Origin of the sequence: Amycolatopsis sp. cmx-4-54 (assembly GCF_046548895.1) — a bacterium.
Taxonomy (GTDB): Bacteria; Actinomycetota; Actinomycetes; order Mycobacteriales; family Pseudonocardiaceae; genus Amycolatopsis.
Window position 1 is genome coordinate 825,423 of record NZ_JAEBEJ010000001.1, and the last position, 18,665, is coordinate 844,087.

At 66.8% G+C, this 18,665-nt stretch carries 15 protein-coding genes; 7 read left to right on the top strand and 8 right to left on the bottom strand.

All coding sequences use genetic code 11. The features are described 5' to 3' along the window. Nucleotides 1-11: 11 nt before the first annotated feature. Nucleotides 12-770, top strand: coding sequence for a thymidine kinase (locus ACLJQ7_RS04075; protein WP_034320681.1), 759 nt, complete (start codon nucleotides 12-14; stop codon nucleotides 768-770). Between the two features lie 226 nt (nucleotides 771-996). Beyond that, nucleotides 997-1,344, top strand: a complete 348-nt coding sequence (locus tag ACLJQ7_RS04080) for an RNA polymerase-binding protein RbpA (protein WP_005151365.1) — start codon at nucleotides 997-999, stop codon at nucleotides 1,342-1,344. 95 nt (nucleotides 1,345-1,439) lie between these two features. Here ACLJQ7_RS04080 and dapA read toward each other — a convergent pair whose 3' ends face one another. Then, nucleotides 1,440-2,393, bottom strand: coding sequence for a 4-hydroxy-tetrahydrodipicolinate synthase (gene dapA / locus ACLJQ7_RS04085; protein ID WP_410646781.1), 954 nt, complete (start codon nucleotides 2,391-2,393; stop codon nucleotides 1,440-1,442). Between the two features lie 73 nt (nucleotides 2,394-2,466). On the opposite strand from dapA, the gene ACLJQ7_RS04090 reads away from it, so the two are divergent. Beyond that, nucleotides 2,467-3,378, top strand: a complete 912-nt coding sequence (locus ACLJQ7_RS04090) for a LysR family transcriptional regulator (protein ID WP_410646782.1) — start codon at nucleotides 2,467-2,469, stop codon at nucleotides 3,376-3,378. Between the two features lie 30 nt (nucleotides 3,379-3,408). Here ACLJQ7_RS04090 and ACLJQ7_RS04095 read toward each other — a convergent pair whose 3' ends face one another. Next, nucleotides 3,409-3,804, bottom strand: a complete 396-nt coding sequence (locus ACLJQ7_RS04095; protein WP_410646783.1) for a DUF4406 domain-containing protein — start codon at nucleotides 3,802-3,804, stop codon at nucleotides 3,409-3,411. Between the two features lie 51 nt (nucleotides 3,805-3,855). Here ACLJQ7_RS04095 and ACLJQ7_RS04100 point away from each other — a divergent pair, with 51 nt between their 5' ends. Next, nucleotides 3,856-4,653 (top strand): DeoR/GlpR family DNA-binding transcription regulator, encoded by a 798-nt coding sequence (locus tag ACLJQ7_RS04100; RefSeq protein ID WP_410647004.1) that lies wholly within the window; start codon nucleotides 3,856-3,858, stop codon nucleotides 4,651-4,653. On the opposite strand, the gene ACLJQ7_RS04105 is transcribed toward ACLJQ7_RS04100, so the two are convergent. From ACLJQ7_RS04105 to ACLJQ7_RS04115, 3 genes are read right to left on the bottom strand one after another with little or no spacing between them, the layout of a single operon-like run. Next, complete coding sequence (locus ACLJQ7_RS04105) at nucleotides 4,607-5,374, bottom strand: polyprenol monophosphomannose synthase (protein ID WP_410646784.1); 768 nt, start codon at nucleotides 5,372-5,374, stop codon at nucleotides 4,607-4,609. The genes ACLJQ7_RS04100 and ACLJQ7_RS04105 overlap by 47 nt on opposite strands. Nucleotides 5,375-5,400: 26 nt before the next feature. Then, nucleotides 5,401-6,993 carry an apolipoprotein N-acyltransferase gene (lnt, locus tag ACLJQ7_RS04110; protein WP_410646785.1) on the bottom strand — a complete coding sequence of 531 codons (1,593 nt, stop codon included), beginning with the start codon at nucleotides 6,991-6,993 and terminating at the stop codon, nucleotides 5,401-5,403. A 9-nt stretch (nucleotides 6,994-7,002) separates the two neighbouring features. After that, entirely contained in the window at nucleotides 7,003-8,613 is a 1,611-nt protein-coding gene (locus ACLJQ7_RS04115; RefSeq protein WP_410646786.1) for an amidohydrolase, read from the bottom strand. 142 nt (nucleotides 8,614-8,755) lie between these two features. Here ACLJQ7_RS04115 and ACLJQ7_RS04120 point away from each other — a divergent pair, with 142 nt between their 5' ends. From ACLJQ7_RS04120 to ACLJQ7_RS04130, 3 genes are all read left to right on the top strand, one after another. Further along, nucleotides 8,756-10,144: a KamA family radical SAM protein gene (locus tag ACLJQ7_RS04120; protein WP_410646787.1), complete on the top strand. Its 1,389-nt coding sequence runs from the start codon at nucleotides 8,756-8,758 to the stop codon at nucleotides 10,142-10,144. A gap of 709 nt (nucleotides 10,145-10,853) precedes the next feature. Next, nucleotides 10,854-11,674 (top strand): IS5 family transposase gene (locus ACLJQ7_RS04125; protein ID WP_410647005.1). Its coding sequence is split into 2 segments (ribosomal slippage): nucleotides 10,854-11,208 and nucleotides 11,208-11,674, totalling 822 coding nucleotides; the frame shifts between segments, so codons are not numbered across the junction. 433 nt (nucleotides 11,675-12,107) lie between these two features. After that, nucleotides 12,108-12,776, top strand: a complete 669-nt coding sequence (locus ACLJQ7_RS04130; protein ID WP_410646788.1) for a DUF2637 domain-containing protein — start codon at nucleotides 12,108-12,110, stop codon at nucleotides 12,774-12,776. A gap of 109 nt (nucleotides 12,777-12,885) precedes the next feature. Here ACLJQ7_RS04130 and ACLJQ7_RS04135 read toward each other — a convergent pair whose 3' ends face one another. From ACLJQ7_RS04135 to ACLJQ7_RS04145, 3 genes are read right to left on the bottom strand one after another with little or no spacing between them, the layout of a single operon-like run. Further along, a complete protein-coding gene (locus ACLJQ7_RS04135; protein WP_410646789.1) occupies nucleotides 12,886-14,115 on the bottom strand; it encodes a hypothetical protein in 1,230 nt (409 codons plus the stop codon). Between the two features lie 34 nt (nucleotides 14,116-14,149). After that, nucleotides 14,150-17,569, bottom strand: coding sequence for an AAA domain-containing protein (locus ACLJQ7_RS04140; RefSeq protein ID WP_410646790.1), 3,420 nt, complete (start codon nucleotides 17,567-17,569; stop codon nucleotides 14,150-14,152). Then, a complete protein-coding gene (locus ACLJQ7_RS04145) occupies nucleotides 17,566-18,375 on the bottom strand; it encodes a serine/threonine-protein kinase (protein ID WP_410647006.1) in 810 nt (269 codons plus the stop codon). The genes ACLJQ7_RS04140 and ACLJQ7_RS04145 overlap by 4 nt, the downstream gene beginning before the upstream one ends. Nucleotides 18,376-18,665: the final 290 nt, after the last annotated feature.

Genomic DNA, 18,665 nt, shown 5'->3' on the forward strand with positions numbered 1-18,665 from the left:
GGTCGGGCGTCGTGACCGTACTGAAGGAGAGTGGCCCGGATCCCACGGACGCGTTGTCGTCGGTGCCGGTGGCGGGTTCACGGCGGGGTGTGCCGGTCGTCGGGAAGCTGAAGTTCTGTTACGGGCCGATGGACTGCGGGAAGTCGACGCTGGCGTTGCAGATCGACCACAACCACGCGCGGCAGGGTCGTCGCGGGATGGTGCTGGTGCGGCACGACCGGTCCGGGGAGCCGCAGATCACGAGCCGCATCGGGTTGACGCGCAAGGCGATCGAGGTGGGGAACGAGACCGATCTGCGGTTGCTGGTGCGTGAGCAGTGGGCGGCCGGGCGGCATGTGGATTACCTGATCGTCGACGAGGCGCAGTTCTTGTCGCCCGATCAGGTGGATCAGCTGGCCGAACTGGCCGATGACGTCCAGATCGACGTGTACTGCTTCGGGATCGCGACGGATTTCCGGAGTGTGCTGTTCCCGGGTGCGGCGCGGTTGTTCGAGCTGGCGGACGAGTTGCAGCCGGTTCAGGTCGAGGTGCTGTGCTGGTGCGGGCAGACGGGGCGGTTCAACGCGCGGGTGTCCGACGGCGAGGTGCTGCGTGCCGGGGACACCGTGGTGGTGGCGGATACCGAGCAGATGGTCGTTGAATCTTCATCGGCATCACGTTCTGAGGGCGAACCGAACACGGTCCGTTATCAGGTATTGTGCCGTCGCCACTTTCGACTGGGCGACCTGGGCCCCACCTCGGCCCAACACGGTCAGTTACGGTTGACGTGACAGGCGTACTACTAGCCCATCTGGGGGATATCCGCACCAAGATGGCCGTATTGACGTCACGCCAGAGCGCGAAACCACTCCTACTAGGAGAAGCTGTTGCCACCGGGTGACACAGCTCATCGTGAGCAAGGACATGCTGTCCAGGGAATCCTCTGGCCCTCATCGTCGTTGCATAGGGTGAGCATCACCCTGGCTCCACCCGGAGCTGACTGAAAGGACCCCCATCATGGCCGACCGTGTTCTCCGTGGAAGCCGGCTGGGAGCGGTCAGCTACGAGACCGACCGCAACCACGACCTCGCTCCTCGGCGCACCGTGCGCTACGCCTGCCCCAAGAACCACGAGTTCGAGGTGCCCTTCTCCGACGACGCCGAGATCCCTTCGGTGTGGGAGTGCAGGCTGCACGGCAGCGAGTCCGAGATCGTGGACGGCGGGCAGCCGGAGCAGAAGAAGGTCAAGCCCCCGAGGACGCACTGGGACATGCTCCTGGAGCGTCGCTCGATCCCGGAGCTCGAGGATCTGCTCAACGAACGTCTCGCCGAGCTGAAGGGACGCAGGACCACCCGGTCCGCCTGACGCACGGCACAAGTAGCTAGCCCCACCACGAATCGGCGAAGCCCCCGCGACCTCCCTCCGCGGGGGCTTCGCCGATTCGCGAGGACTTGACCGCTTCATGTACTCGGCAAGGGGTGAAGGTCGGGTTTCCTCGGCTGAGCCGAGGCAAGGAGGCCTTCACGCGCAACTGGTGCATAGGTGGCGCACACCTCGCGGAGCCGTCGCAGGTGCTCGGGCGGTGATTCGAGCAGCGGGAGCCGGACCGCGGCGTGCGGGATGACGCCGAGATCGGCCAGTGCGACCTTGGCCATGATCGCTCCTTGCGAGGTACGCATGACAGCGTCGGCCAGGGGAAGCAACGCGGCGTTGAGGGTCCGTGCGGTGTCGAGGTCTCCCCCGCGTACGGCGGCGATGAGTTCGGCGTTCCGGTCGGCGAAGGCGTTGCCCACGACGCTGACCAGTCCGGTGGCGCCCGCGGCGAGGTACGGCAGGTTGAGTTCGTCGATGCCGCAGTAGTAGGCCAGCGGGGCGCGTGCCATGACGGACATCGCTTCGAACAAGTCGCCCTTGGCGTCCTTCACGGCTCGGATCCTGGGGTGACGGGCGAGTTCGATCAGGGTCGCCGCCTCCAGAGCCGTTCCGGTGCGGGCCGGGACGTCGTAGAGCATCACGGGCAGTTCGGTGGCATCGGCCACCGCCTGGCAGTGCGCCACGATCCCGGCCTGTGTCGGCCTGGAGTAGTAGGGGCAGACGAGCAGGAGGGCGCCGGCGCCGGCCGCCTCGGCTTCCTTCGCGCGCCGGATGCAGGTGACGGTGTCGTAGGTGCCGACGCCGGCGATCACGCGTGCCCGGTCCCCGGCGCGGGTCGCCACGGTGTGGACGAGCCGGGTGGCTTCGGCGTCGGTCAGGGTGGGGGCTTCGCCGGTGGTCCCGCCGACGACGATGCCGTCGCAGCCGGTGTTCAGCAAGTGGTCGACCAGGCCGATGAGGCCGGGTTCGCTGAGTGCGCCGCCGGGTTCCATCGGGGTGACCATGGCGACGAGGTTGGAGCCGAAGAGGGTCTCGGTCATGCTGTCGATCCTGTCGGCGGCGATACCTGCGGTCCAGCGATGCTTTTTGTTTGGTATTGCGTAGCGTGGCTTCATGATCGAGGTTGGAGCCCTGCGGGCACTGCGGTCGGTGGCCGCTCTGGGAACGTTGGCGCGGGCGGCGGAGGAACTGGGGTTCACGACGTCGGCGGTGTCGCAGCAGATCAAGCGGCTGGAGCGGCAGATCGGGATGCCCGTGCTCGCTCCGGCGGGACGCGGAGTCGTGCTCACTCCGGCAGGTCAGGCCGTGGTCGACTCCTCTCTGGAGGTGTTCCAGGCGCTCGAGCGCTGCGCGGAGGCCGCCCAGTCGGTGGCGGAGGGCGCGCCTCGCGGCGTCCTGCGGGTGGCCGCGTTCTCGACGGGTATCCGCGGACTCCTCGCCCCCGTCCATCCGCGGCTGCTGGAGCGCTACCCCGATCTTCGGCTGCACATCACCGAGCAGGATCCCGACCAGGCGTTGCACAGCGTCGACGCCGGAACCGCGGATCTCGCGCTCCTGCACGACGCCGACGGCCTGCCCGTCCCGCTCTCCCCCGCGCTGTCCCGGCGCCTGGTGCACATCGACCTCGGCGACGTCGTCATGGCCGGGACCCATCCACTGGCGCGAGCCGAGCCGCCGCTGGACGGTGCGGATCTGGCCGGGCACGCGTGGGTCACCAGTCCACCGGGCACGGTCTGCCACCAGTGGTTCCGGCGCCTGTTCGCCGGCTTGCCCGACGAGCCCGACGTCCGGCATCTGGTCGACGACTTCTCCACGCAGTTGTCACTGGTCGCCTCGGGTGAGGTTCTCGCGTTGATCCCGCGGCTGGCGCGCCCACCGTTGGCCGAAGGGCTCGTCGTCCGTCCGCTGCGGCGCCCACCGACGCGCGAAGTGCACGCGGCGTGGCGCCGCAGCGCCGAGGCGAGCCCGGCGATCCGCGCCGTCCTCGCGGAACTCCAGGCGGACGACCTCGGCGAGACGCGGTGACCGTTCGGTCATCCGGGTTGTCCGGGACGCTCACCGCCTCCCCGAAAACGTCACGTCCGCTTGGTACCCCGGGATGTCCTCGACTCGGTGATAGACCACCAGCCCACGAGAGAGCGCGATGGCGACGTCCTGGTCGGCGCCGATGGACTCCCCAGGCAGCCGTAGGACGGCGTCGCAGTGGTGCAGCAGCCGGTCGGCCGTCGGATACATGACCTCCTTGGCGATCGGGTCGGCGACGGTCTTCCCGCCGGCGCCGCGCAGCACCGGGAGCGCGACCCACTCGCCGATCATCGGCACGTGCCCGCTGCGGAAGATCGGCCAGGCCGCCTCTTCGAGCCGGGCGAGATTGCGGGCGAGGAGTTCGGGGTCGTCGCCGGTTCCGGAGCGGAACGGCCCGGCGATGAGGATCATCAGAGGTTTGCTCATGCACCGGAGCATAATGTGCAACAATCGGCAGGAACAAGGAGGAACGTGCACATGTTGGCTGCGCAACGGCGAGACCTGCTGATGGAACGACTCAAGATCGAAGGCCGCATCGTGGCCAAGGACCTCGCCGCCGAGCTCGGCATATCGGAAGACAGTATCCGGCGTGACCTGCGAGAACTCGCGGACGCCGGGCTCTGTCAGCGGGTCTACGGCGGAGCCCTGCCGGTCTCCCCGGCCACGGCGGACTACGCGACGCGCATGGCGGTCAGCGTCGCGGGCAAGGAACGGATCGCGAAACGTGCAGCAGCGTTGATCCGGCTGGGATCGACGGTCATCCTCGACGGCGGCACGACCGCGCTCGCGCTGACGAAGGCGCTCCCCGTCGACCTCGAAGCGACGATCGTCACGCACAGCCCCACGGTCGCGGCCGCACTCGTCACGCATCCGAAGGTCGAGGTGTTCCTCATCGGCGGGCGGCTCTTCAAGCACTCCGCCGTCACCTGCGGGGCAGCCGCGGCCGAGGCGGCCGAGGGCATCAACGCCGACCTGTTCTTCCTCGGCGTCACCGGCGTGCATCCCGAGACCGGGCTCACCACCGGCGACTCCGACGAGGCCGCGATGAAACGCACCCTCGCCAAACGGGCCGCCGACACCTACGTGCTGGCCAGTTCGGAGAAGATCGGCGCGGCCTCGCCGTTCACCGTGCTCCCCCTGTCCGACGTCGCGGGCGTGATCACCGACGCGGCGCCGGACGAGCCGACGGTGCAGGAACTGGGAAAGCTCGGCGTGAGCGTGCTGGGGGTCAGCCCTTCTTGGCCAGCCCGCGCAGCTGCTGCCAGCGACGCTTGAGCCCCCACAGGCCGACCAGGACGATCGCCTCGCGTACGACCGAACCGCTCATCTTCGACTGACCGACCTCGCGTTCGGTGAAGGTGATCGGCACCTCGACCACCTCGAAGCCGGCGAGCGCCGTGCGGAACGCCAGGTCGATCTGGAAGCAGTAGCCGCGCGAGGCGATCTCGTCGAGCGGGAGCTTCTCCAGCACCGTGCGGCGGTACGCGCGGAAACCCGCGGTGATGTCCTTGATCTTCGTGCCGAGCGCGATCCTCGCGTAGAAGTTCGCCACCCAGGACAGCGCCTTGCGCTGGAACGGCCAGTTCACCGTGCTGCCACCGGGAACGTACCGGGAGCCGATGGACAGATCCGCGTCTTCCAGGGCCGCCAGCACCCGCGGCAGATCCTCGGGGGCGTGCGAGCCGTCGGCGTCCATCTCGACGATGGTGGCGTAGTCACGAGCGAGACCCCAGCGGAAACCCGCGACGTACGCGGCGCCCAAACCGGCCTTCTCGGTCCGGTGCATGACGTGGATCCGCTCGTCGGCCTTCGCGAGCTCGTCGGCGACGTCGCCGGTCCCGTCCGGGCTGCCGTCGTCCACGACGAGGGCGTTGACCTCCGGGAGTGCTTCGAGCAGGCGTTCCAGGATCGGGCCGATGTTCTCCCGCTCGTTGTACGTCGGGACCACCACCAGCACCGGGTCGATTCCCTGGGCCCCCCGTGGCGCCTGCGCCATCCGCTTTTCCTCCGTGTTCCGGCGGGTCAGCCCGCCGCTTCCCTCGTTGCCTTGGCGGCGCTCGCGCGCCGGGTGCGGAAACGCAGCACGTACCCGCCGGTAACCCCGGCGATCGCCAGGGCGAGCAGCCCGTACTCCGTCGTTACACCGAGTAGATCCGACAGCGTAGTCTGCTGCCTCAGCGGTACGCGCCCCACCAGGGAGTCTGCGGTGAACAGGCTGGTAGAGGCCGTGATCGAACCGTCCGGCGCGACGATCGCGCTGACTCCGCTGGTGGCGGAAACGATCACCGAACGCCCATGCTCGACCGCCCGCAACCGCGACATCGCCAGCTGCTGATAGCTCATCTCCCCCGGTCCGTACCAGGCGTTGTTGGTGGGTACGACGAGCAGTTCCGCGCCATCGGCGACCGACTCGCGCGCCGGGTAGTCGAAGGCCGTTTCGTAACAGATGAAGACGCCGACCTTGGTGCCCGCGACCGACAGGGCGGCGTTGGCGCCGTCACCCGGTGTCATGTTCGCCACGCTGTCGACGAACGGTGTCACCAGCTTCGCGAGCTCACGGGCCGGGACGTACTCGCCGAACGGGACGAGCTGCTGTTTGGCGTAGCGCTGGCCAGGGCCGGTGACCGGATCCCAGACGAGCGCGGAATTCTGCGCGCTTCCGTCGGGCAGCCGGACCAGCGCGCCGATGATCGCCTGTGCGCCGTAGTCGCGGACCATCTGGTCGACGCCGGCGTCGCCGGTGCGCATGGCCATCGCGGTCTCGGGCCACACGAGCAGATCGACCTTGGTGTTGCTCGCCTTGAGCTTCTCCAGCAGGCGAGCGCTCTCGGCGAGGTGGTTGCTCCGGAGTTCGTCGCGGCGGCCTTCCAGCGCGAGGCCGATGTCCGGCGCATTGCCCTGCACGGTCGCGACGGTGAGTTCGCCGTCCTGCGCCTCCGTGCCGATCGTCGGCCACACCGCGAGCCCCGCCACCACCGGCGCCAAAGTCAGTGCCGCCGTGGCCACCAGGGAACGGCGCGGATCCGCGTCCCTCAGCCGCAGGCACAGTGCCGCGAGCCCGAAACCGGTCAGCACAACGGCGAGACCGACCAGCGGAGCGCCGCCGATCGAGGCCAGCGAGACGAAGGCGCCCTCAGGCTGGCTGAACGCGACGCGACCCCACGGGAAGCCGCCGAAGGGGAACCAGGTGCGCGGTGTCTCCAGCGCGATGATCACCAGCGCCGCCCACAGCGGCCCGAGCGGCAGCCTCCACACCACGGTGGCGAAAGCCCCGCCGAACCCGAGATACACCGACAGCGCCATCGCCAGTCCGAGCCACGGCCACGGCCCGAAGCCCGGGCCGAGGAAATCCAGCAGCCACGTCAGCAGCGGGAGGAAGAACCCCATCCCGAACACGAACGCGTAACCGAACGCGCCCCGGAACCTTCGGCCGTGCACCACGAGGGCGAAGCCGGTGAACGCCAGCGGCGCGAGCCACCACAGCGGACGCGGAGCGAAACTGAGGTACAACGTGAATCCCGACGCCGCGGCGACGAGGAAACGCACGAGCCAGGCACGGGAGAATCGCTTCCCGCGCGCCGCTTCGGGGGCCGGATCGGTCACGGTCGTGGACACTCCTGAACCCTAGGCCGTCCGGGTGAACAGATCGTGGATGACCTGTCCGCCGCGGACCGTGCGCAGACAGCGGGGCAGTGTCGCGCCCTCCGCGAGGTTCGGCAACGGGGGCACACCCGCGCGCGGGTCGGTCGACCAGCGCTGCACGCGCGAGTCCGGTGTCGCGACGACGAGGTCTTCGGCGTCCCAGATCGCGTAGTGCGCGGGCGCACCCGGGACCAGGGTGCCGGTGACGCCGTCGTTGACGCCGGCGGCGCGGTGTCCCGCGCGGGTGTGGGCGGTGAAGGACGCGCGGGCGGACAAGCCCGAGCCCGGCGTGCGGTGGTAGGTCCCGGCACGGACGGTCGCCCACGGGTCGACCGGTGTGACAGGCGCGTCGGAGCCGAAGGCGAGCAAGAGCCCTTCGGCGGCCATGGCGGCGAAGGGATTGAGCTTCGCCGCCCGTTCCGAGCCGAGACGGTCGGTGTACATGCCGTGCGCGCCGCCCCATTCCGCGTCGAACTGAGGCTGGACCGACGCGACCACACCCCAGCCCGCGAGCGCCTTCGCCTGGCCGACGTCGATCATCTCGACGTGTTCGAGCCGGTGGTGGCGGGCGGCCAGCGCTCGGCGGCCGACGGTCTTCTCCGCGAGCCGGAAACCTTCGACGACCTCGGCGACGGCGGCGTCGCCGATGACGTGGAAGCCGGCCTGGAGTTCGGCCTCGGTGCAGGCGCTGATGTGTTCGGCGATGGCGGGGGCGTCGAGGTAGAGCGTCCCGGAGGTGCCGTGTGCGTCGGCGTACGGCTCGTGCAGGGCAGCGGTGCGGGAGCCGAGCGCGCCGTCGACGAACAGATCGCCCGCGACTCCCCTGGCGCCGAGCGGGCGGGCGGTGTCGACACCGCCGCGTTCGCCCCAGTAGCCGACGACCTCAGGCAGTCCCGGTTCGGAGGCGAGCGCGAGCAGATCGGTGAGGTCGTCGGCGCCGGAGATGTCCGGGCCCGCGCATTCGTGGACGCTCACGACTCCGCGCGCGGCGGCTTCGGCGAGGAAAGCGCGCTGGGCTTCGCGGCGCTGCTGCGGCGTGATCGCCTCGCGCATCGCGGCACGCACGAGGTGGTGGGCGTCGCGGGTCAGCGGTCCGTCGGCCGACCAGCCGGGAGCCTCGTGCACGCCGGCGGCGAGCGCGACGAGCGCGCTGGACACGAGCGCCGAGTGGACGTCGACCCGGCTCAGGTACACCGGGGCGCCGTTCGAGGCCTCGTCGATCTCCGCGCGGCTGGGCAGCCTGCCGTCGGCCCAGCGGGATTCGTCCCACCCATGCGCGACGAGCACCTGGCCGGGGCGGACGGCATCGCGGACCGCGGCGAGGAGCTCGCCGGCGCTGCGGATGTTCGCGAGGTTCAGCCCGGTGAGATGCAGGCCGGTCGCGGTGGCGTGGACATGCGCGTCGACGAACGCCGGGGCGACGAAGGCGCCGTCGAGGTCGACCAGCTCGGCGTCGGGATGCAGGGCCCCGGCGGGGCCGTCTTGCCCCACCCAGACGACGGTGCCGTCGGTGATCGCCATGGCGGTGGCGTCGGGAGCCGAGGGGCTGTAGATCCGCCCGCCGAGCAGGAGCGTGGTTCGCGCGTTCGTCACGCTTCCGAGTTTGCAGCGTGCGGACGACCACGTGTCCGGCGGGTCGGTGAGATTTCGACACACCACGCAAGACAGGAATATTTACGTCGTCCGAACGATGTGACAGGATATTTTCACGCGTTTCCGACGACGAGGAGTACAAGTGACTGCGATCCAGGAACCGACCTCGCCGGTGGCCGCCTACGATCAGCCCTACGACTACACCCGAGTCGAGCTGATCGAACCCGACTGGCGCCGCTTCCCCGGCTGGCACGACGTGACCGAGGCAGAGTGGCGTGACGCGCAGTGGCAGCGAGTGCACTGCATCCGCAACGCCAAGCAACTGCGCGCCCTCATGGGCGACCTGCTCGAGGAGCGCTTCTACGAGGACATGCTCGCCGACCAGCGCGAGATGGCCACGATGTCGATGCTGCTGCCCCCGCAGATGATCAACACCATGGCGCCCAACGCCGGCACAGACCCGGCGAAGGTGACCGAGGCCTGGTATGCCGACCCGATCCGCCGCTACATGCTCCCGGTGCGCAGCGACCGCGACACCGAATGGCCGAGCCACCCGCACTCCGAACGGGACTCACTGCACGAGGCCGAGATGTGGGTCGTGGAGGGGCTGACGCACCGCTACCCCACCAAGGTCCTCGCCGAGATGATCTCCACGTGCCCCCAGTACTGCGGGCACTGCACCCGGATGGACCTGGTCGGCAACTCCACCGAACAGATCGAGAAGCACAAGCTCTCGCTCAAACCGGTCGACCGCCAAGACGCGATGATCGAATACCTGAAGAAGACCCCCGGCGTGCGTGACGTCGTGGTCTCCGGCGGCGACGTCGCCAACGTGCCGTGGCCGCAGCTGGAATCGTTCCTCATGCGGCTGATGGACATCGACACCGTCCGCGACATCCGGCTCGCCACCAAGGCGCTCGCCGCGCTGCCGCAGCACTGGATCCAGCCGAAGGTCGTCGAAGGTCTCGAGCGCGTCGCCGGCACCGCGCAGCGCCGCGGCGTCAACCTCGCGATCCACACCCACGTCAACCACGCCCAGTCGGTGACCCCGCTGGTCGCCGAAGCCGCCAGGACCGCGCTCGACGTCGGCGTCCGCGACGTGCGCAACCAGGGCGTGCTGATGAAGGGCGTCAACGCGACCCCGGCCGACCTGCTGGACCTGTGCTTCGCGCTGCAGGGCGAGGCGAATATCCTGCCGTACTACTTCTATATGTGCGACAGCATTCCGAATGCCGAACACTGGCGCGTGGCTGTCTGGGAAGCGCAGGAGCTACAGCACGCGATCATGGGGTATTTGCCGGGCTACGCCACCCCGCGGATCGTCTGCGATGTCCCGTACGTAGGCAAGCGCTGGGTCCATCAGCTCGCCGAATATGACCGTGAGCTGGGGATTTCCTACTGGACGAAGAACTACCGCACCGGGATCGAACACGAGGACCCCGAGGCCTTGCAGCGTCGCTACCCCTACTACGACCCGATCTCCACACTGCCCGAAGCCGGCCAGAAATGGTGGACCAACCAGCACAGCTGACTTCTACATGTGGCTAGATGAAACCGGTGGCCCCGAACGTCGTTTGGGGCCACCGGTAACGGCAGGCCGCAGACGAATCGGACAGCGCCTCGCACGGTGAAACACCGACCGGCTCTTAACCGGAGAAGCCTGGTCTGCAGGTTGGCTGAGTACAACTTGAGACGCATCTCAGGCTAGGCTAAAAGCCACCTGACCAGCGCTGACGTCGCCAGTCTGGGTCGACATTGACCTCCAGCCTGACCCAGAGATCCTGCCTGGCCATGCGCCGGTAGAGCCACCGAGAGACAACGGGCACCTGCGCCCAACTCAGAGCATCCAGCGGGTCGGATCTTCAGTAGCGACCACCCAGGGGCGGACAGGCGCCAGTGCTACCGATCGTGAAACGGCTCAGGAACGGACGAGAAGATCCAGAGTGGACACTCCAAGCCGAACGACGAAAAACTGGGTTGCAGCGCGAATCGACACACTGAAAGCCGTCCAACATTCAAGGTCTTCCACCGCTTAAACGACACATCCTAAACAAAGTCGTCGCGCAGAAGTATTCAGCCTTTGTGGATCTTTTCCCGGCGACTTCATACTTCGTTTCATGAACAGGCAGTACCCTGCTTCTGGTGACTGAGAGCAGTTACTTATAAGGGGTCGTAACAGAATGATCTGGGGTGTGGTTTGATGTCGTGTCTCGGTGATCGTTGTGTGAGGGGTGGGCTGGGTGGGGCAGCGGCGTCCGTGGGAGGTCGATGACGGTCTGTGGGAACGGATTGAGCCGTTGTTGCCGCGGGTGGAGCGTCGGTTTCGGCATCCGGGACGTAAGCGGCTGGATGACCGTAAGGCGTTGTGCGGGATCATGTTCGTGCTCTATACCGCGATCCCCTGGGAGTTCCTGCCGCAAGAGCTGGGGTATGGCTCGGGCATGACGTGCTGGCGCCGGCTGCGGGACTGGACCGAAGCCGGGGTGTGGCAGCAGCTGCACGAGCTACTGCTGGCGGAGCTGCACGCGGCGAATCAGCTGGATTGGTCGCGGGCGGCGGTCGACGGATCGCATGTGCGGGCGTTAAAAGGGGGCCGAAAACCGGCCCCAGCCCGGTAGATCGAGCCCGTACCGGGTCGAAACACCACGTCATCACTGACGGCACCGGCATCCCGCTCGCGGCTACTGTGACCGGCGGGAACCGGCACGATGTCACCCAGCTGATGCCGTTGATCCACGCGATTCCGCCGGTCCGGGGCCGTCGTGGACGGCCCCGCCGTCGACCACAACGGCTCTACGCCGATCGCGCCTACGACCACGACAAGTACCGCAAGCTTGTCCGCGCCGCCGGAATCACGCCTCTCATCGCCCGCCGAGGCCAGGTACACGGCTCCGGTCTCGGCGTTCACCGCTGGGTCGTCGAGGGCGCCTTCGCCTTGCTGCACTGGTTCCGGCGTCTACGCATCCGATGGGAGGTCCGTGACGACATCCACGAAGGCTTCCTCACCCTCGGCTGCGCCATCATCTGCTGGCGCAGACTCAAAGCCCACTCAATCTGTTAGGACCCCTAAGTGGGGCTCTGCTCGGCCACGCTGCGTCCTCATCTCGCCGCTGCGCGCGAGCACCACTGCAACGGTCGCCCCCTTGATTATCAGTGCGGTCGCCTGGCTGGCCTTGAGCCTGAGGCCGCTCCACTACGGGGAACACGCTGTACATGCCTGTCAGCACTAGGAGATCCGCACGGCCTACCCTTCCTCAGCAAGCAAACCCAGACTGGCTTACCCGCCCGATTCGGACCCCTCGTCGTCGTCGGCGGTCTCCCCGCACGAGCAGGTTCGTCATTGCCTTTTTCGAGCTCATCGAACCGGCAGCGTGGGTTCGTACCCCCGACGAGGTACGAGCAGCTTCCACCCAGGCTGACATAGCCCCTGAGCTGCGACTTTCCGCCACCGTCGAGGTGTCACGCCGCGGCCGACGCCGTTCGGGAGGCGCCGCATGAGTGCCGCCTCCCTCCGGATTCAGTGCGCCTGCACCGCTCTGGTCGCCCTCGGCGCCGCCTACGCCTCCTACATCCACGGACGCCAGTTCGCCCTCCGCTTCGGCACCGACACCACGACCGCCTCCATCTGGCCCCTCATCGTCGACGGCCTTCTCACCACGGCGACCGTCGAACTGTGGAAACCGAACCGCGACGGCTCCAGCCGGTGGGCGCCCTGGACCGCTTTCCTCTTCGGTATCTCGCTGTCGCTCTGCGCGAACATCGGCTCGGCACCCGTGTCCAGCATGTTCGGCGTCGCCGTCGCCGCTTGCCCACCCCTTGCCCTGCTACTGGCCGTCGAACTCCTGAACCGCGCCCTCAAAGGTCGCCGCACCGAACTCGCCGAGCAGAGGCCCACTCCCGACAGCGCGCCGGACGAAACAGAGGAACCCGAGAGGTCCGTACATCTCGAGCACCCGGCCAAGCCGGACCAGCAATCCGAGCCGACCGCCGAGCAGCTGATGTGGACCCACTACCTGAACGAGCACGCCCACGGGAGGACACCGTCGGGCGCAGACCTGGACCGCATCGCTGGAACACACAATTACGGCCGACGCATCCTCAGGAAATGGCGCCGAGAGGGAGCCCTCCCCCACGAGTCCTCGGCTGCACCCGATGCAGGCTAGTCAGCCGAAGCACCACGACCCCACCCGACACCTCCACAAGACCAGTGAACTGGCATCGATCTCGCAGAAAAACTCGCCGGATCGACACCGTGAAGCAAATCTGTCGTCACTAAGCGAACGGCACAAGCTGCCTCGCGTACTCTTGATCCGCTTCCACCGGATCCGTTACGACGGTTCCTTCGTAGTCACGGAACGGTTTCCCCGCGCCTCGAAACGACAACCACGGAAAATCAGAGACGGCCCAGACTCCGTCATAGATCAAGGTGTTTTCGCTCAGTTCCTCAGGCCGATGCACTCGCAGCCACTTCCGGTACCGTCCGATCAGCCGTTCCAGTTCCGCATCAATTCCTCTGCCTGTCGCCGCGAGAACAAAGTCGACACGCACTCGCGCTCGCAGTCGCTGTTCCAGCCTGGCGAAGAATTCCGAGTCCACCACCGAAGGCACGGCGAGATCGGTCGCGATGAGGAGCCGGTCTTTCGCCTTTTCCAGAGCAGTCATCAACACGATCTGGTGATCGAAAAGTTGGATGCCACGCACGCCGGGAGAACCGACCTCCAGGGGAGATCCCAAAGCACGGGGCACTTTCTCCTGTTCGAGGTGTGGGGGGAGCGCGATGGCAGGCTCGGCCGATTCGATGCGGAAATCCAAGCTCTCCGCCCCGCCGAGCTTGGCCAGCGCCACGTCGTGGTCTTCGCTGGCATCACCGTCGACGATGACGGCCGTCTCCACGTCACCTCGATTCGGGTCACCGTAGACCAGGACGTCAACGGGCATGTACCGATGCGTGGAAGGCGCGACGTCGATGACGTCCAAGACGTCGATCGACGCGTGACGTCCGGGCGGCCGCAAGATCGAGTTGACCGCAGCGGACGTGATGTCCGCCGTCTTGATCCGTGTGGTGCGCTGCGCCGGCAGGAGCAAGCACCCCTCGGCGAGGGCTGCGCGTTTGTTGAGGAGGTCACGGCTTTCGTAGTCGGCGACCGACCAGGTGAGTCGATCGAAGGCCACCTTGAAACTCCGCTGGATCGGCCTGATCGACTCGAGTTCGTCGGCCAGGCGGCGTCCGCGGGCAGTCAGCGCCAGCTGCCCCGGCCCCGGGCCGAAACTCAGCACGCCTTCGCGGTAGTGGTCGGCAACGGCCGCGTCAACGAGCTTCGGGTCAAGGCCGAGGAAAGCCGCGATCTCGCCCGCCCCGCCGACATCGGCCTTCACCAGCCGGAGGACGAACTCGTCCAGCAACGGTAGCGGTTTGACCTCCTGCGCGAGGACATCGGCGGTGACGACGGTGACGGGCACGGCGGCCTTCTCGATCCCGAGCAGGTCCAAACCCGGGCGCACGCCGCCGAACCTCTTGGCGATGAGCAGGTTCAGGCTAGTCATTGTCGACCCCTTGGATCGCGCAGTCGTCGGGATGATCCGCGATGTAGCGGACGATATCTTGCAGGGCGCCGGTGGCCGTCCGGCAGAACTCCGCGTCCCCCACGATCGTCAAGCCGAATCGAGCACGGGACACCGCGACGTTGATCCGCCGCCAGTGCGCCGGCCCGAGGAAGCCCAGATTCATCTTGGCGTTGCTTCGGGTCACCGAGAACATCGCCACGTCACACTGCCTACCTTGCACGGCATCGACCGAGAGAACGTCGACTTTCAGCCGACTGAAGGGAACAGCGGGAAGCCGACGCTTCAGCTCCGCGACCTGGAGGCGATACGGGGCGATGAGCAGGACTTCGAGTTTGTCACCCGGGACCGGGGTGTCGATCACGCCTCTTTCGATGGCGGCGTTCAGTGTCGTGAGCCGATTGAAGATGAGCCGTGCCTCGGCTCGGTTGGCGTAGCTGATGCCGCCCGGTCCCCGATCTTCCCTTCGCTCGTCGCCGAGCGGGGAGGTATCCAGCCAGAGAACGGGTTTGCCGAGCAACTCGTAGCCGGAGAGCCCGTCGGTCCTCGGCGAGTTGAGCTCCCCGCCGTAGAAGCAGGTTGACACCATGTCACCGATCGGGCGGACCATGCGGTACTGATCGCGGAGGCGAAACTTCGAGTGCGCGGGAAGCCGGTCCGCGAACCACTTGAACAACGTCTCCTGGACCAGTTCCTTGTCGATTCCGTGCTCGGCGAGGATCTCGGTAGACCTGAGCAGTTCCTCCTCCTGCGGCGGGAGCTGGTTGGTGTCCCCGACCAGGATCGCCCGGCGCGAGCGGGAAAGCGGTACCAGCGCCTCGGTCGCGGTGGCCTTGGACGCCTCGTCCAAGATGCAGAGATCGATCTGCAGGTCACGGACCGCAGCCTGGCCGACGAAACCGACACAGGTACCGGCGATCACCTGAGCCGTTCCGAGAAACGCCTCGGCAAGGCGATGGTCAGTGCTCGTCCGCTGGAGCCATTCCGCCTGCAGCCCGACCAGGTCCAGCAGTCTCGTCGCCGACGGCGAGGCCCCGAGCAGCGCGTCCGCCGCGGCCCGCGCGTCGTCCGCGGCCAGGCGCGGTCCGAGGGTGAGATCTCCTGCGAGGTACTCGGCTGCCTCGCGATGAAGCTGATCATAACGAGTCGAGAGTTCGTCCATACGTTCTTGCAGACCGCTGTCGTCCTCGACGGCCCCCAGGGAAGTCGCCAGCATCGAGGTCGCCCCGTTGTCGCGGGCCCGGCGGTCGATCTCCTTCTCGACCGCGTCACAGTCGGCGACCACCTTCGCCAGTTCCTTCAGTGCCAGCGCGGCGCGGAGATGACTCAGGTCGATCCCGTGCCTGTCCGCCACCCTTTCAAGATGGCGCTGCGCGTTGCGCCGGATCCCCTCGGCCCACTTCGCCATCTTCTGGTTGAGCAACATATGATGCACGGACTTGTCCACCCTCGGATCGTCCGGGTTTCCCAACCGGACGATCCGGGAGATCCCGGCACCTTCCAGCCGCGTCAGCGCGTTGTCCACCGCGACATGCGTTTGGCTGACGATAAGGATCCGCGCGTTCGGCCGCTCTTTCAGGGACTGGACGACGATCTCCGCGATCAGATCGGTTTTCCCCGTGCCGGGCGGGCCTTCGACCAGAAGGATGTCCGACAGCCCGAGCGCGGACTCGACGGCGGACTTCTTACCGTCGTCAAGGTTGCCGGTCCAGTCTTCGATCTTGCGGGGAACCGGTACCTCGACCTTCGCCGGATCTTCGATCTTGACCCGCAGGTCGGGCTGCGCGGCCGTGCCGTCCTGAAAGGCCCTGACTGCGTCGCGCTGGCGTTGCAAGGCCTTCTTGCTCGGCCCGAGGAAGGGCCGGATATTGCCGCTCCGCTCCAGCCCGGGCACCCTCGCCTTGCTGCGCAGGGTGACGGCGTCGCCCTCTTGGCCGATAATCTCGCCGTATGCGAGCACTCGCCGAGCGTCCTTGGCAACGATTTCCCAGTCTGTGCCGATGAGGTCTTCCTCGATCGAGTCCCGCAGATCCAGGTCGACCTCTCGGCCGCGGACGACCCGATTCGTGTAGTGGATTGTCCGGTGGGAGCCTCGCGCAAGGTCTTCACGCGCCTGCAAGACCTTGTTCCACTCGAAAAGGATGTCGAGTCCGTCGTAGCCAGTGACGAGGTCTCCGCTGCGTTGAAGATCCTTCTCCTCGTCGAAATCATCGAGCGTGCGAAGCAGGTCGTGCCGCCCGTTTTCCGCCTGGACGCGGTTACGCGGCTCCGAGCAGATCCACGTCGCGAAGGCGGCGACGTTGGTCGCGTCCTTGCGGAAGCGTTCGAGTTCCTCGTAATCCGGCAATCGCGCACCTACCACGACCAACGCCGGCGGGGCGTCCAGCTTGAGCGTGAACTTCCACCGATTTCCCGCTATGTAGATCGTCGAACGATCACTGACGCGCTTTGCGCGGTCGTACCGATAGGCGACATACACATCGTCATTGAGGTCGTCCAGAACCTCCGCTTCCGCGGTCGCGTCCGTCTCGCGTGCCTGTTCCAAAAGAGACTTGCGGGCCGCGTTGGTGAGGCTGAGCCACAAGGTGCTCCGGTGGGACGCGGGAAGGACGGCGCGGCCACTCAACACGTTCTTCAGCTCGTCCGCCAGCACCGCTCCGTTGACGGGCCGCTGCGTGTGATCGGGTTGCACGCACCTTTCGAGCAGCTTCCGGACGTCGGGAGGAACGTTGATCGACTGCAGGGCGGGATCGATGTCCGCGAAGTTTCGCAAGGTGTCCTGGTGCAGGGCCTGGATAAGGAGCACGCCCAGGGAGTACACGTCGCGTACGTTCTTGACGTCCCCATCCTCCTCCGGGGGCGTGTAGGGCCCGGAACGGAAACCGATGACCGTGTGCTCGCTGGGGGCTGCCTGCTTGACCTTCGCGAGCCCGAAGTCCGCCAGCAACGGCTTCCCGGAATCGGCCACGAGAACGTTGCTGGGTTTGATGTCGCGATGTTCAACGCCTTTGAGATGTGCGTACGAGAGCGCCTCGGCCAGCGGTGTGGCCACCTGTTCGGCCAGATCGTCCCAGCTGTAGGGGCCCTGCGCCCTCAGCACCTCAGTGAGCGAGGCCTCGATCCACTCGAGCACGAGATAGTGCGCGTCGCGGTCCTCATCGAGCCCGGAGTCTCGCAACCTGATGATGTTCGGATGGCTGAGCGCACGAAGGCTTTCCAGCTCTCGGGCGACGGCAAGCTCACGATGAGGATTGTCGGAGCGACCCACCAGCTTCACCGCGACCATCTTCTGCGCGGTGGCGTCGAACGCCTTGTGGACACTGGCGAATCCGCCGGTCCGGGGCGGTTCGTTGACCAGCGCATACCTTCCCGCGATGACGTCCACTCCGCTCACGCTCCCCTCAGAAGTTCGCGGAATTCATCGGTGTTCTGTGGACGTGAGGCGGGATCGTTCCGCGTCGCTGCGGCGACGGCCGACCGCCACGGCTCGTCATCGGGCAGAAGCGGAACACCGTTTCTCGGCATCGCTCCCGTTCTCGCCCAGCCGATGACCTGTCCCAAACTATAGAAATCTGCACTGGCTGTGACTTCGTGTGCGTTGATCGCCTGCTCTGGGGCCGCAAAACCCACAGTTCCGTAGAATTCATCGGCGGTGGTCCGCCCGGTGAATGTGGTGTCACCTCGTGGTCGACGGCCGAGACCCCAATCGGCAACCAGCCATTGCCCACCGAGCAACAGAAGGTTGGCCGGCTTCAGATCGCGATGGAGCCAGCCGACCGAATGTGCCGCCTCCAGCGCATCGCACACGGCGAGCACCAGAGCCTTGAGAGCTTCATCGTCTACCAGCGACAAACGGGCTTCCTCCGCATTGAGCTCAGCCAAGGGCATCACGAACCAGTCATGTGCGAGGCCGTGGTCAAGCACCGGCATGATGTGGTCGTTTTCCGGAAGTAGCCCACCGAATTCGATCTCTCGCTTCATCCTGGCAACGGCTTCAACACGCCAGGACGACCTCCGTTTGAGGGCGACTTTCACGCCGGTCGCCTTGTGCTCGCCAGGGAACACTTCGGCTTGCCCGCCCCGGCCCAGCGGCCGAGGCCCCAGGCTATAAGCCCTCCGGTCGTGCCGCGCCTCCCCCAAAAGGTGAGTCAAGCTCACGTAGCCCTCCCCTGCCGAACATCGAGCACGAGCGAAAGACATTACCCAGTGCCTCCGAACCAGCGACAACCACGCCAGGATCAGCTGAAAACCGCCGGTACCGAACACTTTTCTCTTCAAAGAACCAATCGGAGTCGACGCGTGCGCTCACCGTCGCACCACAAATCGCCCTAGTTACGCGGAACCAGCAGCGCTCTACTCATCGCGGTGCCGCCAACTCGGCACGTTCAGGTGACGATCCCGTCAAGCCTGTAACCCCGGCGTCGCCGCTCTCGATCACTCAGCGAAGCACGACGAGATGTCGCCGAACGGCGATGCGACCTGGGAGGTTT